The 16037-nt window shown below is 40.9% G+C and carries 17 protein-coding genes; 7 read left to right on the top strand and 10 right to left on the bottom strand.

Annotation, left to right across the window (positions count from 1 at the left end; all coding sequences use genetic code 11):
* Nucleotides 1–143 precede the first annotated feature (143 nt).
* The 3 genes from CLV59_RS17975 to CLV59_RS17965 are packed head-to-tail and all read left to right on the top strand — an operon-like array spanning nt 144 to nt 1978.
* The gene (locus CLV59_RS17975; protein ID WP_146616232.1) at nt 144–803 is read left to right on the top strand and encodes a hypothetical protein; all 660 of its coding nucleotides are present in this window, start codon (nt 144–146) and stop codon (nt 801–803) included.
* 9 nt (nt 804–812) lie between these two features.
* The gene (locus CLV59_RS17970) at nt 813–1193 is read left to right on the top strand and encodes a GntR family transcriptional regulator (RefSeq protein ID WP_111593465.1); all 381 of its coding nucleotides are present in this window, start codon (nt 813–815) and stop codon (nt 1191–1193) included.
* Nucleotides 1193–1978 (top strand): GIN domain-containing protein, encoded by a 786-nt coding sequence (locus CLV59_RS17965; protein ID WP_146616231.1) that lies wholly within the window; start codon nt 1193–1195, stop codon nt 1976–1978. The genes CLV59_RS17970 and CLV59_RS17965 overlap by 1 nt, the downstream gene beginning before the upstream one ends.
* Nucleotides 1979–2148: 170 nt before the next feature.
* Here the strand turns inward: CLV59_RS17965 and CLV59_RS17960 are convergent, their stop codons facing one another.
* Genes CLV59_RS17960 through CLV59_RS17945 form a run of 4 tightly spaced genes read right to left on the bottom strand, consistent with a single transcriptional unit; the run spans nt 2149 to nt 5275 of the window.
* A complete protein-coding gene (locus CLV59_RS17960) occupies nt 2149–2925 on the bottom strand; it encodes a metallophosphoesterase family protein (protein WP_111593463.1) in 777 nt (258 codons plus the stop codon).
* Nucleotides 2926–2953: 28 nt separating this feature from the next.
* On the bottom strand, nt 2954–4045 hold the full coding sequence (arsB, locus tag CLV59_RS17955; RefSeq protein WP_111593462.1) for an ACR3 family arsenite efflux transporter: 1092 nt from the start codon (nt 4043–4045) through the stop codon (nt 2954–2956).
* A 9-nt stretch (nt 4046–4054) separates the two neighbouring features.
* A complete protein-coding gene (locus tag CLV59_RS17950; protein WP_111593461.1) occupies nt 4055–4894 on the bottom strand; it encodes an arsenite methyltransferase in 840 nt (279 codons plus the stop codon).
* A 51-nt stretch (nt 4895–4945) separates the two neighbouring features.
* Nucleotides 4946–5275 (bottom strand): ArsR/SmtB family transcription factor, encoded by a 330-nt coding sequence (locus tag CLV59_RS17945; RefSeq protein WP_111593460.1) that lies wholly within the window; start codon nt 5273–5275, stop codon nt 4946–4948.
* Between the two features lie 274 nt (nt 5276–5549).
* On the opposite strand from CLV59_RS17945, the gene CLV59_RS17940 reads away from it, so the two are divergent.
* Together CLV59_RS17940 and CLV59_RS17935 are read left to right on the top strand one after the other, a co-directional pair.
* On the top strand, nt 5550–6452 hold the full coding sequence (locus CLV59_RS17940; protein WP_111593459.1) for a helix-turn-helix domain-containing protein: 903 nt from the start codon (nt 5550–5552) through the stop codon (nt 6450–6452).
* A gap of 83 nt (nt 6453–6535) precedes the next feature.
* Entirely contained in the window at nt 6536–7384 is an 849-nt protein-coding gene (locus CLV59_RS17935; RefSeq protein ID WP_111593458.1) for an oxidoreductase, read from the top strand.
* Between the two features lie 150 nt (nt 7385–7534).
* Here CLV59_RS17935 and CLV59_RS17930 read toward each other — a convergent pair whose 3' ends face one another.
* From CLV59_RS17930 to CLV59_RS17915, 4 genes are read right to left on the bottom strand one after another with little or no spacing between them, the layout of a single operon-like run.
* Nucleotides 7535–8026: a VOC family protein gene (locus tag CLV59_RS17930; protein WP_111593457.1), complete on the bottom strand. Its 492-nt coding sequence runs from the start codon at nt 8024–8026 to the stop codon at nt 7535–7537.
* Nucleotides 8027–8052: 26 nt separating this feature from the next.
* Nucleotides 8053–9021, bottom strand: coding sequence for a cyclase family protein (locus CLV59_RS17925; RefSeq protein ID WP_111593456.1), 969 nt, complete (start codon nt 9019–9021; stop codon nt 8053–8055).
* 4 nt (nt 9022–9025) lie between these two features.
* Nucleotides 9026–10009 (bottom strand): aldo/keto reductase, encoded by a 984-nt coding sequence (locus CLV59_RS17920; RefSeq protein WP_111593455.1) that lies wholly within the window; start codon nt 10007–10009, stop codon nt 9026–9028.
* A 25-nt stretch (nt 10010–10034) separates the two neighbouring features.
* The gene (locus CLV59_RS17915; RefSeq protein ID WP_111593454.1) at nt 10035–10646 is read right to left on the bottom strand and encodes an NAD(P)H-dependent oxidoreductase; all 612 of its coding nucleotides are present in this window, start codon (nt 10644–10646) and stop codon (nt 10035–10037) included.
* A gap of 97 nt (nt 10647–10743) precedes the next feature.
* On the opposite strand from CLV59_RS17915, the gene CLV59_RS17910 reads away from it, so the two are divergent.
* Entirely contained in the window at nt 10744–11658 is a 915-nt protein-coding gene (locus CLV59_RS17910; protein WP_111593453.1) for a LysR family transcriptional regulator, read from the top strand.
* A gap of 1052 nt (nt 11659–12710) precedes the next feature.
* Here the strand turns inward: CLV59_RS17910 and CLV59_RS17900 are convergent.
* A complete protein-coding gene (locus tag CLV59_RS17900) occupies nt 12711–13334 on the bottom strand; it encodes an outer membrane beta-barrel protein (protein WP_170137799.1) in 624 nt (207 codons plus the stop codon).
* Nucleotides 13335–13416: 82 nt separating this feature from the next.
* Between CLV59_RS17900 and CLV59_RS29330 the strand changes: the two genes are divergently transcribed.
* Nucleotides 13417–13545, top strand: a complete 129-nt coding sequence (locus CLV59_RS29330) for a hypothetical protein (RefSeq protein ID WP_262511903.1) — start codon at nt 13417–13419, stop codon at nt 13543–13545.
* Nucleotides 13546–13811: 266 nt separating this feature from the next.
* On the opposite strand, the gene CLV59_RS17895 is transcribed toward CLV59_RS29330, so the two are convergent.
* Nucleotides 13812–14783, bottom strand: coding sequence for a hypothetical protein (locus CLV59_RS17895; protein WP_111593450.1), 972 nt, complete (start codon nt 14781–14783; stop codon nt 13812–13814).
* Nucleotides 14784–16037 lie beyond the last annotated feature (1254 nt).

Here is a 16037-nt window from a genome sequence, read left to right as displayed (position 1 = left end):
CTAATAGTATGAACGACGTATTTAGTGCCCGCCGTTTTGGATGGCTGATGAGGAAGGTTTTCCTGGATAAAACCACGCCTGTCTTAGGGACTATCCTGCTATGTTTTACGGTTACCTTAATATTCTATGGATTAACGCGGCTGTTGCAGGGTATTCCGACTGCCCAAAATGGGGCTTTCACGATCGGGCTTCCATTGGGCGGCACGCTGGTGGCCTCTGTGGTCTTTGGTTACTTTAACAATAATGCAGTAGGCACCTCTTTTTTAACGCTTCCTGTTTCAGTATTTGAAAAATGGTTATCGGGCGTGTTAATAGTTGGTGTGTTATACTTTTTTCTGTTCCTTCTCTTTTTCCGGTTAATAGATACAGCCTTTGTGGCGCAATACCATAGCGGTCTAAATCCACATTCCCCTTATTATAAAGAACAGTATGAATATGTGCAGTTGTTTTCCTTGACCGGCTTTACAGCACGTGTAAATTATATGATGTTCTTCAATTTTGCCGGTATGATGATGCTTGGTTCACTTTTCTTTAATAAAGCGCCTTTTGTAAAAACGGCATTGGCAATATGTGTTTTGATCATTGCTACTTTTTTACTGAACTTGCTGGTCATAAACCTACTGATAAAAAATGTGCAAATAGCCTTTCCTTTCTCCGTAGTATGGATATGGGTAGGTACAGACCGCGCTGCGCTGAATCTTTCTCCCGAAAATGAATCGAGGATAAGATTTATTTTCTGTTTCGTATTGCCCTCCATATTTTGGGGTCTTTCACTACTCAGATTAAAAGAAAAAGAATTTTAAAATATTTCGATGGTTTTTAACGACAGGACGGCTTTATATCTTCAGATCGCACTGTATATGTGTGAGCAAATTCTGCTAAAAAAATGGAAGCCGGAAGAGAAGGTGATGAGTATCCGCGATCTTGGCGAATTGATTGAAATCAGTCCCAATACCGTTCAGCGCGCCTATGATTTTCTGCAGCAACGAAATATCATCATTAATAAACGCGGTATCGGTTTCTTTGTGGCACAGGATGCGGAAGAACACATCCTTTCTTTTCGCCGGGAACAGTTTATGGAAAACGAACTACCGGACATGCTGCGCAATCTGTACCTGCTTAAAATTGATATGAAACAGGTGAATGCGCTGTACGATGAGTTCATAAAAAATAACTTTTCAAACAACGAGTGATGAAACTTACTTCAAAAATACTCATTGGTCTACTGCTATTGCTATGCTGTGGTATAATGCTTTCTGCCTCCATGTTCAAAAATGAATATGAAAGAAATGATAAAGGTGAATTATATTTTTTATATGGGACCATTCAGGATCAACCATTCAGTCATCTTGTGATCATCGGTGGTAACGCTTCAAATATCGTTTATGAACCCAGCGCTAAACCTTCCGTGAGAGTATTCAAACGTTGGAATGGTTATCATGATAAACGCATAACAACGATTGTTCGCAATGATACCTTGTACCTGGATTTTCCAGGTACATATGCTGATCTGAATGAGAAGATGCAGATGAAAAATACGGCTATCGTGCGTATTTTTTCACCCGAGTTAAAATCAGTAACCGCCGCCAATACCAATCTACAGTTATTAAAGCTGAAGCAGAAAACGCTGGCAGTCTCTGTTTCCGGCAATTCAAACTTTGAAGTGGAAAGCCTGATAGCCGATTTTGAAGATGTTTCCATTAAAGCAACTGATACAACAGGTATTGTATTTGAAATGTCGCCGGACCTGAAAAAATCAGGCAGCGCCCTATCGCGGCAGGGTGAAATGGAAATTGCTGCCGATAAAAAAGGTTGGGATGCTTTTCATATAAAAAACTTGCATGCGACAGTATCAGGTCATTCTTTTGTGGATGTAGGCCATGCACAGATCGATTCAGTTGATTTACATGTATCTGACTCATCTGCCGTTGTATTGTCGGGAGGCACGATGCATAAGCGTTTGCTTGTTAACAGGTAGCCTTTATCATTTTATAATGCAATTTTTCAGATGTGTATAGAGACGAAATTTCGGCTGACTGAAGGGATAAAAAAAGGATTCGTCTTGCCTTTGTGACAAGACGAATCCTTAAAGAATTAATATCAGGCAGATGAACATGCATCTTCCTGAAACCTGCTACTGCTTATTTCTTATACTCCTTTTCTCAGACTTTCAGCATAAGCATCCGGCAATGGGCTGTCCTCTACTGCCTTTGCGGCTTTCTCCACATCGTATTCAAAGCGGATAAATTCGACCTGTATACTATCTTTGTCATGTATGTTGCTATTTTCATTGATGTGCAGGATTACATAACCGCCACGAGGATCTCCGTCTTTAGGTTTACCTACTGATCCGATGTTGATGGCATGGCGATAGGATGCGGCGCTGTCTATTGGCGTATCGGCCAGTATTCTATGATATGGTTTATGGGTATGCCCGAAACACATGATATCCGCATCGGCATCGCTCATGATACGTAGCATGCTTTTTTCCTCCCGATCTTCAAACAGGTATTCATTTATTTTACGTGGACTACCATGCACCAATAGTAAATTCAGTTTATCATTATTCAGCTGAAATTCTACTTTTATATGTGCAGGCAGGGTACGCAAATACGCTCGTTCTTCTTCGTTCACGATACTGTTAGTAAATGAAATAGAAACGCTACCATTGGCCTTTTCAGCGTCCGTTTTATAGGCGCAACCGCAATCGTTGCTACTGCGGCCAATACCAAAATCATAGTTTCCCGCGATGGTAGGAATACCACGTTTGCGTACTTCATTGATCACTTCGTTGGGCCAAATATTATAGCCAACCAGGTCACCCAGACAGTATATAGCATCCGGCTTCCGCTGCGCTACATCTTTAAAAAAAGATTCCAAGGCGGGCAAATTGGCGTGAACATCACTGAATAAGGCGATTTTCATAATTAAATTTCAGTTGAGATGAATTATTTTATAGCGTAGTTGTTGTTGCGGTTGTCTTTATCTCGCGCTCCCTGTACCATTTCTTTTTAAACCAGAATGCTACGTTCACCAGGGCAATCAATGCCGGCACTTCTACGAGTGGGCCGATTACTCCCACGAATGCCTGTCCCGAATTGATACCAAAAACGCCGATGGCTACAGCAATAGCTAATTCAAAGTTATTACCAGCAGCGGTAAATGCAACAGAAGCGGTTTTGGAATAGTCTGCCCCCTGGGCTTTACCCAGGATAAAGCTGACCACAAACATAATGGCAAAATAAATGACCAGAGGTATAGCGATTCTGATGACATCTAATGGAATTTGGACGATAAGTCCACCTTTAAGACTGAACATCACTATGATCGTAAACAGCAGCGCTATTAATGTAACAGGTGAAATGAAGCGTACAAATTTCTCCTGAAACCATTGCTCTCCTTTTATTGCTATCAGGTTATATCGACTAATAACACCAGCAGCGAAAGGAATACCCAGGTAAATGCCAACACTTTTGGCAATTTCTCCGATGGAGATTGCCACTGTGATTCCTTTCATGCCAAATACCGTAGGCAGCCAGGTGATGAACACGTAAGCATATACGCTATATAGCAATACCTGGAAAATACTGTTCAGCGCCACTAATCCGGCGGCGTATTCCCGGTTGCCGTCAGCCAGTTCGTTCCAAACAATGACCATCGCGATACATCTAGCCAGTCCTATCAAAATCAGGCCGGTCATATATTCCGGGTACCCATGTAAAAAGAGTACCGCAAGCATGAACATCAGTATTGGTCCGATTATCCAGTTTAACAGTAACGATACGGATAATATTTTCATATTCCTGAATACTTCCCCCATATGCTCGTACTTTACCTTTGCCAGTGGAGGATACATCATTAGAATGAGTCCTGTCGCCAATGGTATGTTGGTGGTTCCCGAAGAAAAGGAATTGATAAAAGTAGAGGAAGACGGAATTAAATATCCAATGCTGACGCCAATCGCCATTGCAAGAAAGATCCATAAGGTAAGGTATCGGTCCAGGAACCCTAATTTCTTGCGTTGTGCAGGATTACAATTTTGCATATATAGTATTTAGCAGCATCCCGGAGGGCAGCAGGCAGTTGTGATCGATTTTTCAGCATACACAGTCACGCTGTAGATGCCAGTATTTCCGGAACGGAATTCCGCTATTTCTTCTGTGTTTAGATAGTTAGCAAGAATATCGTCAGGAATGGTAATGGTTTTTTCTTTCTGTATGGAGATGTTGGTAAAGCCTGCGTCGGCAATCATACCAAGATAGTCTTGTTTTTGGATGGCGCCAGACACGCATCCGGCGTACATTTCAGCCGCTTGTTGGATGCTTGGAGGTAATTCTCCTTTCAGGACGATGTCGGAAATGCTGAAGTGTCCACCTGGTTTCAGTACCCGGAAGATCTCTTTTATCACAGCAGGTTTGTTTGGTACCAGGTTCAGTACGCAGTTGCTTACTACAACGTCTGCAACATTGGAGGTTACAGGCATTTTTTCAATGTCGCCCTGGCGGAACTCAACGTTATTGAAATGTAGTTTTTCAGCGTTGGCACGGGCTTTCTCAATCATTGCCGGTGTGAAATCAATGCCGATAACCTTACCCATATCTCCCGTTTCCTGTCTGGCTACAAAGCAATCATTACCCGCGCCGGAACCCAGGTCGATCACCGTATCTCCTTTCTTGATTTTAGCGAATTGTGTAGGTAAGCCGCAGCCCAGGCCTAAATCAGCGTCCGGGTTATATCCTTCGAGAGCGGCATAATCATCACTCATGATATTATATACCTCCGTAGAGCAGCCCCCAGCCCCACAGCAGGAAGCAGTATTTGTTGCTTTATCCTGCAATGCAATTTCACTGTATTTCTGCTTTACCAGTGCTTTCATTTGTTCTTCCGTAGCCATAATCCTTTTATTGTATTATTGCAATATTGCGATATAATAGAGAAAAAATTTTTAGCAGCAGTTGGTGTTAATGTCCACGTCTTTAAAGAAGGCGTTGAAGAGGTCGCGGTATTGTTTCCAGACTTTAGGATTGATGCAATAGCATACGCTGGCTCCTTCAATGGAGCCCTGGATAATACCTGCAATTTTCAGTTCCTTCAGGTGTTGGGAGGTGGTAGCCTGGGCAAGTCCAAGTTCATCCACCAGGTCACCGCAGACGCAGGCGTTCTTTTTTACCAGGTATTGCAGGATTGCAATACGGGCCGGATGCGCCAGGGCTTTTGCCATAGCGGCGATGTCATTCTGCTGTTTTGTGAATAAATCTGTTTTTGTTGCGCCCATATTCCAATTGTATTATTGCAATATTACGATAAGATTATAAAAAGACAAAACTTTTTTTGTTTTTATAATCCCAATAAGCCACCAGCTCCACTGTATTATTAATATACCACGCCTAGTCGTACATGGTTAATGTTGAACCGTTGATAATAATTAAACCTTGGTTATTTCAGACTGATTTGATCCATCCGAAAAGCCAATTTCCAGGGTAGCTAAGAATATCCGGTAAAATCCTATCATATGTTATCTGACTGCTTGAATTTTGTAACTTTGACAAATGAATAAAACAGAAACCTTAGCAGAATTTTATCAGCATAAGTTAAATGTGGCTCCGGCAAATTTGCAGCAGGACATTGGTCACTTTAATGTATTCCGGATGGAGGACTGTATTGTGAATGGGCAGATGACAATAGCCTACAGCAGACGGGATTTCTATAAAATCAGCCTGGTGAAAGGGCATATATTGTATCATTATGCGGATAAAACCGTGGAGGTAAAGGGGCCGGCGTTAGTGTTTTTCAATCCGCAGGTACCTTATTCCTGGGAAGCGCTGGACGATAACAATACTGGCTATTTCTGCATCTTTAAAGAAGCGTTTTATAATGCCGCCGGCAGGAGTCAGTTACATGAACTGCCCATGCTGATGCCTGGCGGAGTGCCTACGTACCTGTTAAATAAGACACAGGAAAAGGAAGTGGCGCAGTTGTTTAAGAAAATGTTCGAAGAGATCAATTCAGCCTATGTATATAAATATGACCTGCTGCGCAGTTACCTGACAGAATTGATTCATTATGCGTTGAAAATGCAGCCATCGGAAGTTTTATATCGCCATGCAGATGCCAATGCGCGTATTACGGCGGTATTTACAGATCTCTTGGAGCGACAGTTTCCTATTGAGTCTCCGGCCCAACGTTTTATACTGAGGTCTGCCAACGACTATGCACAGCAGCTGTCGGTACATGTGAACCACCTGAACCGCGCTCTTCGGGAAACCACCGGAAAAACCACTACCGCCCATATTACAGAGCGGTTAGCTACGGAAGCGAAAGCGCTCCTGAAACATACGAGCTGGAGTGTGGCGGAAATCAGTTATGCCCTCGGGTTTGAAGAGCCCGCTCATTTCAGTAACTTTTTTAAGAAGCAAACCCAATTTACACCCGGTGCTTTCCGGAATGTTTGAATTTTGCAATAAACTGTTTGATAGCTATAATGATCGTCCTGTACAACTGGTCTACTTTTGTACCAACAAAAACAGATTAGTATATGGACAACAAAAAAATATGGTTAGTAACCGGCGCTTCTAAAGGATTAGGTCGCACTCTTGTACTGCAGCTCCTACAGGAAGGATATAAAGTGGCAGCCACCAGTCGTAGCCTATCAGGGCTCAGCGACATACAATCGCCCGATTTTCTGCCACTGGAAACGGACCTTGAAAATGAAACCAGCGTACACCAGGCTATAGCTAAGACTATTGCCACATTTGGCCGCATTGATATATTGGTAAACAATGCCGGCTATGGCCAGAGCGGCAGTATTGAAGAACTCTCTGACGCAGAAGCAAGAGCCAATTTCAATGTAAACGTTTTTGGTTTACTGAATGTGACCCGGCAGGTATTGCCATTCATGCGTGCACAGCAATCCGGACATATCTTCAATATCTCTTCTATTGCCGGCTTTACAGGCACTTTCCCAGGGTTTGGTATCTATTGTGCTACTAAATTTGCGGTAGATGGTTTGTCTGAATCACTGGCCGCAGAGGTAAAACCCTTCGGTATCCGCGTAACGATTGTATCACCGGGTTATTTCAGAACAGACTTTCTCAATACCGGCTCGCTGACCCTGCCTGCACATCCGCTGGCTGTTTACAAAGAAGTAAGAGAATCTGAAGAACTCCACAAGGAGCAGATCAACGGTAATCAGCCCGGAGATCCTCAAAAAGCGGCAGTGGCAATGATAAAGGTAGCCGATGCGCCTAACGCCCCACTTCATTTATTCCTGGGCTCAGATGCTTTCCAGTTAGCACTGGATAAAATAGCACTGGTAAAAACAGATATGGAACAGTGGAAAGCGGTTAGTGTGAGTACAAATATCGAGGAAGTGGCGACGGCCTAGTATCAGGAGGATAGAGAACGCTTGATTCAGGTGAGTGTTTTTCGGAACAGCATTTTCGGCTGTTACCACTAAAAGAGTAGCCATATTCCATTCTTATAAAAAGGTTGGAAGACATCATCTTCCAACCTTTTTATAAGAATATCTGCAAGATTAACTGTTCTTGCGTTTAAAGGGTCCCTGGGGAGCGATGATCTCCAGGTTGGTACCATCGGGATCTCGGAAATAAGCCACAGCTGTACCAAATCCTGCTTTTAATCCATCTTCCGGCTGGAATACGATTGGTTCCCCTTCAGGCTCCACTCCTATTTCTTTCAGACGTTCCATAGCGGCTGCAATATCGTCTACTTCAAAACAAAGGTGCATAGCGCTGATCTGGTTATTCTGATAGGACGTTTTTTCAGGAGTAGGAAGTACATATTCTAAAATATCGATGTTCAGATTATCCAGGTGAATATTCGCGTATTTGATGCGCGTATCTTCTAATCCCTGCGTCTTAGCCATTCTTGGCCCACCAATTTCATCTTTATTGGATATTTTGGTGCCAGTTAAAGCCTCGTAAAAAGCGATGGATTTTTCCAAATTACTGACCGTAATTCCGACATGATTAGCACGTGAGAATCCGGAGACTTTTGTGTTTGCCATAAGATCTGGTTTTTATATTAAAAGATTTAGTAGATAGCAACAGGATTGACATTCACCTGTGTGGAACCAACGTATAATGGTTGTCCGAGTACAAATAAAAACTCCCATACTTTCTCCTTCACTAAAGGTCTGGTATCTATTAGCTCCAGGTTGTAAATACCTTTCTTTGCCAATAAAAACTGGTTGATGGGAAACTCTTCATTGCTTTTAGGATTAGGATATACTTCCGATGCCCACGTGTCTCCCCCAAACGCAACAATTTGCTGATCGGCCAGCCATTGGGCAGCTTCCATTCCTATACCGGGCTCTGTTTCCAGGAAACGGTTGTTGTCTTTCCCAATTAATTCCAGCCAACCTGTGTTAAACAATACCACATCACCCTTTTTTAAGGTAATGCCTTCCTTTTTCAGGACAGCCTGAATATCAGCGACTGTAAATTCCGTTCCGCCTGGTACTATTGCTTTACCATAATGGGCTGTCATATCCAGCAATACTGCGCGGGTAACGATGGGTGGTACTTTTTCTATACCCAGTTTTTTCACGCCTTCTACTGTCACAAAATCCACCGCTTTGTTGCCGTTATAGTATACGTTATCGATACCGATATGACCGATGCCATTCAGCTGTGTACCCACGCCAGTCCAGCCATTGACCAGTTCATCATTAAAGCTGAATTTATTAGGTCCTAACGTTTTTCCACCTTGTTCTCCGGGCTGGATATTATACAGGTGAAAGCTGCGATGGCGGAAGGCTGGCAGATTTTTATCTATTGGAACTGCCAGTGGCAATGTTTTCCCTTTTTTAACCAGTTTAACAGATTGTAATACCAGTTCTGGGTTGATTAAATTAGCTGCGCCGATTTCATCACCTTTCCCATAGGGCCCGTTGAACCAGGTGGTGTCTTTGGGATCTATATTGATCGTTTTCTGTTGGGCATCTGCGTAAACAGTGCCCAATAAAAGTATACCTGATAAGAGGATCTTATTAAATTTCATTTTCTTAAATTTTTGCAAGTGCATTGTTGATAAAGTTCATTTCTTCAGCGGTGAGCCGGATATCCATTGCCTTCGCATTTGCCATGGCCTGTTCTGCATTTCTTGCACCGGCCAGCACCACTGTGATGGCGGGTTGTAGGCTGGTCCAGCGTAATACCAGCTGAGACAATGTTGCATTTTTAGCTTCCGCTATCGGGGCAATAGTGTCCAGGAATGTTTTCACCTTCGGTAAATCAAACTGCTGGAAATAACCATTTCTATGATCGTTATCTTTCAGCTTACCTTCCTTGAAATATTTACCAGTTAGTAATCCTCTTTCCATTGGGCTATACACGATAATGCCCACATCATTTTTCAGGGCGTAAGGCACCAGCTCTTCTTCAATACCCCTGTTCAGCATACTATAACCTACCTGGTTGCTGGCAATGTTCACGGTATTCCGGGCTTCTGCCAGCTGGTCAACGCTATAGTTACTAACCCCTGCCGCGCGAATTTTTCCTTGTTGTAATAACATTTCCAGTGCTTCCATAGTTTCAGCAATGGGGGTGGTACTGTCTGGCCAATGAATCTGCAACAGATCAATATAATCTGTCTGCAAGCGTTGGAGACTTTCTTCCACTTCCTTTACTACATTGGCTTTGGAGGCGTATTTATAAACTGGCATCTTTTTGCCGGCTTCTTCCGCATCAAAGAAAAATTCGCCTTTTCCCTGGTTGCTGTTGTCCCATACCAGGCCGAATTTTGTTAGAAGCTGAATTTTAGTTCTGTCATATCCTTTGATGGCCTCGCCAATCATTTCTTCACTCAGCCCGAAACCGTAGAACGGCGCGGTATCCAGCGTAGTAACGCCATTATCAATGGAGGCTTTTACGGATGCGATAGAGTCTTTTTTCTCGTTACCCCCCCACATGTTACCGCCGATAGCGAATGCACCGTAAGTGATGGCAGATAATTCCAATGTTGTATTTCCAAGTTTTCTATATTCCATTTTGATTTTTTTATTGATATGCGTGTTAAGACAATTGTTTTTCCTGCTTCAGTACTTGCTCCAGGTGTCGGAGGTAGTCCTGATGATAATTACTGATCCGTTCCGGCGTACCGTTTTTTTCCAGGTCATGAAAATGGAATCCTGCTGTTCTGTCCATGCCTATAAACTGGTTCATTTTATGAAAACCGAACAGTACCCCATCATCTACGGATCTTTGATCCATAAATTCGCCTGGGAGGGTAAAGGCAGTATCCGGGGCATTCCAGGTAGTGGTCACCATATATTTTGTGCCCTGCATCAGTCCGCCAGTTCCATAATTAATGGCCGGATTCTTCCGACTTCTGCCGTCGCTGGCGTACATACCATTTTGATGGCCCGCCGTGAATACCTCGTCTATATACTTTTTTAAACGATTAGGGACCTGGAACCACCAAATGGGGGTGTGATAGATCACCAGGTCAGCCCATTTATAGTTTTCTACTTCGTTCATCGCATCAAAATCATCATTGATATTGACTATTCGATGCTCGATCCCATTTTCAGCCAGGAATGCTGCTGTCCAGCTCGTCAGAAGGTTGTTAAACCGGCCACCGGAGTGAGCGAAGACCTGTCCTGCATTGATAATGAATACCTTCATTTCTATAATTTTAATTATTGATACTGCAAATTTCTATCACTTTTATATATCACACAAATAACTTAAATTGCAGTATAGTATCATAAAAATTATAGTTATGCCATGGAATCTCGAATGGCTTCGAACATTTAAGGCCATATATGAAGCCGGAACACTATCTGCTGCGGCGCAGGAACTTTCTGTTTCCCAACCAGGCGTAAGCCTTCATTTAAACTCGCTGGAGGCATTTACGGGGTATAAACTGTTTGACCGGTCTGCCAGAAAGATGGTACCAACTGAAAAAGGAAAGATCCTGTACAATTACATATTGACCCCTTTAAAAAAACTGGAAATAGGGGAACAACATTTTCACAAGCGTTCGAAAGAAGAGCGTGCAACGATTAGCGTGGGAATGTGTTTTGAAACGTTTCAGTACACATTGGAAGAACATATTGCCACATTGCCATTCAATTTGATCATCAAATTCGGCGAATATCCGCAGATGCACCAGGATCTTGATAATGGTCTGTTAGACCTGATCATTACACCACAGAAGGGGCAACAGCAGAATTTGCAATACCAGCCATTTTCCAAAGAAAGGATTGTGTTGATTGCCGGCAATAAAACAGAAACAGCCCAGTTGGAGGATTTGTTGGAAAAAGGGAAAATGAAAGAAGCGATCCGCTTCTTAAAGCAGCAACTTTGGTATAGCACGGCGGCAGACATGGAACATCTGAAAAATTTCTGGGCCAGGCATTTTGGGGAACATCCGGATTTCAGTCCGAATTTCATAGTTCCCAATATCAGTTCCATCATCCGCTGTCTCAGTGATGGCAAAGGATTTTCAATCGTGCCCGATTTTCTATGCACAGAAGCCATTGCTGATGGGAAAATAAAGGTGGCCTGGGAAGGCACTAATCCGCTGGAGAATACGCTGTATTTCGGCACAAGAAAGAAGACTATGTACCAGAAAGAGATCGGGCAACTGGAACAGTTACTGAAAGAAAAATGGGATGTAAAAGCTGAAGAATAGGCTGGCGGATTTTCTTTCGTTGGGGATACAAATCTATCCAGTCAATATAAGAGATATATTTTAGTGCTTATGAGATGATGAAAGAGGATGGCTATTTCTCGGCTTACTTTATAGTCTATAAAGTTTCAGCTCCAATTTTTTGATTAGTTTCACATTGTCTTATAAGTCCCCAAACTTTTTTACTGATAAGCCTTTACCGGGACAAAGGATACACTAAAAGTAAATCTGTTTTGTGTATCCTTTTGTATCCTTTCAGAATTGTTTTGTATGATTTAGCATTTATCCCCCTAAATACTGTTATGTATGTAGCCTTAACAACCTTTTGATTTTAGGGTTGTGGACCCGCTGGATGTATAGGCCAAATGAGATTAAAGTGAAATGCTCAGCTATCAATTTTTTAAGTCAAAAAAATTAAGCACCATCAAAGGTACCCAAATGAGCAATAAAACTATTATCGGAACCAGGGCTCTCCTCTTTTTGTAGAAATAGGTCCCTTTCAAAAGTATATTCCAAACAGGGAATGCAAGCAAAATAGCTCCTAAGCATAATGGTAAGAAAAATGTCAAAGCCGAAGGACCATAATATCCCATCAATCCCATGTGCCCTATTTCAAAAAGTAAGAGTGCTATAATAAGCCAGACAATGTTTAATAATTTCCTTACCTTAATTAAGTTGATTACCATCAAGATAACCCCACCAATAGGCGTTAAACAAATCGAATAAATTAATACTAAGAATCTGGAATACAGAGCGGGTGTCGTGTCTTCAATATCGTTAAGGTAATCCATGAAGAATATACAAATAAAAATGAAGGGATAAATCGTATTAAAGAATGCTAATTTATAAAAATAAAATGACTATATCTTAAAGAAACAGCCACTCGCTTCTTCATTACATCATTCGTGATAATTTCATCGAGACAACACTCACAAAAAATAGAAACCTGCGCTGGTCGCAGGTTTCTATTTTTTGTGATCCCATTAGTATTATTTCGAACTTAGTTCATGAACAGGAACTATAGTAGGTTGCTCAATATAAGCGTACACCCAATATTAGAATTTATATTGGAAACCAATATTGAGGCTGTTAATCCCAAATCCAGACTGGACACCAGCGGTAGTCTGTCTGACAGTACCGATTGTCGGACTTTTATCTACTGAATGCGCGATAGTAAGCAGGTTCCCTAAATTCAGCAGAAGAGAAGTTCGTTTGGTAAAATTTACCATGATACCAGGGCGGTAAAACAGGATGCCGGCATTGGAGGAATATTCGCCATCTTCACTTTTGAGATCTGAAGACCCTTTTGAGTGCATATAATTCAATCCCAGATCGTTATATACCGTCACCTTATCCCCCCAGATAGGCTGCTCAAACCGAATAAACGGCCCCACATTGAAACCATTAATTTTTTTTGATTCTCCAGTCACTTTATCTTCTCCTGCGCCATGTGTATAACCAGCAGTAATGCCAATTGAAAACTTTTCGCTGATGTAATGTCCGTATGTTGGCATAACGTTGAAGTTGTTGTATTTCACTTTGCTATTAGGGTATTCCTGTGAAATACTATTGAAGCCAATGGAGCCGCTGACATAGTTTTTCTTTTCCTGTGCCTGGGATTTTACAGCAGAAAATGCTACAACCAATAGCGCTACAGGCATAACGTGTTTTAATTTCATGATGATAGGTTTTGAGATGTAATGAATCATGAATTTGACACATATTATGCCAAAAAATCAAGTGATAAATTGAGCAATGGATATGAAAGAAATTATGAAAGGAATCAAAAATGAACACGATAATAAAGCCAATGAATTTATTCCTCTTTTAGGACAAGTAACTGATAAAATATTTGATATCGCAGTGCAAGAGAAATTAGCTTCAGAATAATTAAAATTATAGCACTATAAAGGGCTAACCCGAAAACACTTTCAGGTCAGCCCATGTGTATTTACAACGGCTAATTATACCGAAAATATTAAACCATATAAAGGAAAACAAAAAGGAGTATTATCAATAGCAAAAATAATAACTCCGCTTTAGTCTTCCCGGTATCTTTCATCTTAATTGCCGTATATAAGTTGTATCCCTTATAGGCTAATGCCCATAAGAAAATAAGAATTAATAATAAATTAGTTCCCATATCGAGATTAAAATTAATCGATACTATATAAGCACCATGCAAACTCTCCTACCGCAATTGCAACCCCAATAGGACCAAGAAACTTTCTGGCAGCCGTTCCAAACGCAGTTCTCAAAGTTGCCACTGTCCATGTTGTGGCAGATGAAGTACCCAGTGCCCACAATATATCTGCCCCAATTGCTTTCATTGCGCAATCTCCAACATCAGCTAATGTATAAGCCTTATATGGATCTGTATATTCCTCATCCACCACACCCATAATGTACCATGTAGTATCGCCAGAAAACCTATTCACCATCTTGGTCCAATGACCAACTTTATATCCATGCTCATTATAAAAAGTATATCCTTCAGGATAGGTCATATAGGGCCGTGGTGATTCTTCTATCTGTGCAAGCGTAGTTGTAAATGGTATCAAATCTTCTTCTGCTCCCTCCTTTGCAGTTATCATATCCTGAATATCCTGATCTGTAAAGCCTTTAGACTTTAGATAATCTTTTGATGCCGTTATTAAGGGTTGAAGACTATTCTTTACTCCCTGCATAGAAAAAGTAACCGGATAACCAGCATTAGCCGGACTTTGGGTATAATCAACTGATGCCCGACTTTGGATACGTAAGTCTACTATATCCTGAATGGTACTTGCATTGTTGTACATATTCACTTGAGCAGCTGTTGGGATAGTTGGAAAATGGATGTAGTAAGTGACATCGTCGGCATCTGCTGTTCTGGCATGTGCGCTTCTAGCCTTACTTCCTGTTTGTACCAGTGTGTTCCTTGGCTGCTTTCTGTAGTTTCTCATCACTGCAAGTAGTTTCTGTGCGGCAGTCTCCTGTGTTTTAACTTCCGGCAGCTTCTGGTCTGTTTTTTTGCATGAATTAAAAGTTAATGGCAAAATGATAGCTACCAGTAATAACGTTAAAGGAGCAATTACGCGCATAGAGGCGAATCCCGCTACCCGCGGAAGCTTGTTAGGGTGTTTCATAATTCAGATTTTTAGTTTAAGGTTCCATTTTAAAGTGTCAGATTTGGCTATTGTTATTCGAGTATGTGCATACAGCAATAAATTCAGTAATATTTTTACTGAAAATCATCATGCAAAGTCTGTTTAGACTGCACTTGGTTATGACATTATTCTTTCCAGGGATTCCTTTTACAGACTACAAACACAATAGGGCTCTCTATTAAAACCTCCAGGAACATGAGTTTTCATACTTACTACCGAGAAAACAAACTCTTATAAGACAACTACATAGTACAAACAATTTCATAATACAGGTTCAAAATTGCCATCTGTCGCAAGTATATCACTGAATATACATAATAATTATTACCACCAAAAAATATTTAAACAAATGTTCAATAGTATCAATCACGGAATCCTAAAGAACTTTACATGAAGTATTGACTTCCAATAAATATTTAACTATTTATAATACTCAAATTATTTTTTGCAGCAGGGTTTGAAATTAATCATGTGAAACATAAGGCTGTAGCATAATTGCAGTGAACTGAAATTCTCAATATCAATTCACTTGTTCTATTCTTAATATTTTTTCTACATCAAGATACTAACACAAATGAGGCTATATCAAAAGTAAGCAGAAGGTTCAAACAATTCATAAATGACAATTTACTTCATCAGATACTTTAAAAATTACTTTTGATATAGGCTCATTTTTTTCAAGCTCATCATCATTGAGCAGTTTCACAAGTGCCTCCAATATGTTTTTAACTTTCGTTCAATGCTGTATCATTTCCCGTCATCATCAGTGTATCCTTTTTGACGTCCCACCGAAAAAATGTAGTGTGGCAAGTTGGAAATTTCGGGGCCTCAAATGCCTCGAAATTCTACTTTTGATTGCTACAGATTTGGGAAGGACCTCATTTTTTGTATCCTTTCAGATTCGTTTTGTATGATTTACCTTTTATTGGCAAAACAAAAAAGCCGCTTAAATCCTGCGATTTAAGCGGCTTTAATAAGGTTTTGATATTCTTGTTGCGATCCCGTTGGGAATATATCAAAAGCTCTACCAGAGCCACTTTTCATTGATTTACAAGCCTGTGTATCCGAATTTATATCCTTCTGGAATAGCTTACTTTATACCGAAGTAACTACTCATACTCAATGAGTACATCAATTATCTTTTTACATTAAATGTTATTGATAAGTTAAGCTCCTCTTATTCACATAACTTATACACCTCCTATATAAGTACTCATTAAATTTCACACTCTA

Source organism: Chitinophaga dinghuensis, from assembly GCF_003259435.1.
GTDB classification, from domain to species: domain Bacteria; phylum Bacteroidota; class Bacteroidia; order Chitinophagales; family Chitinophagaceae; genus Chitinophaga; species Chitinophaga dinghuensis.
Note: the sequence above shows the minus strand (reverse complement) of the source record. Positions and strands in the feature narration are given on the sequence as shown.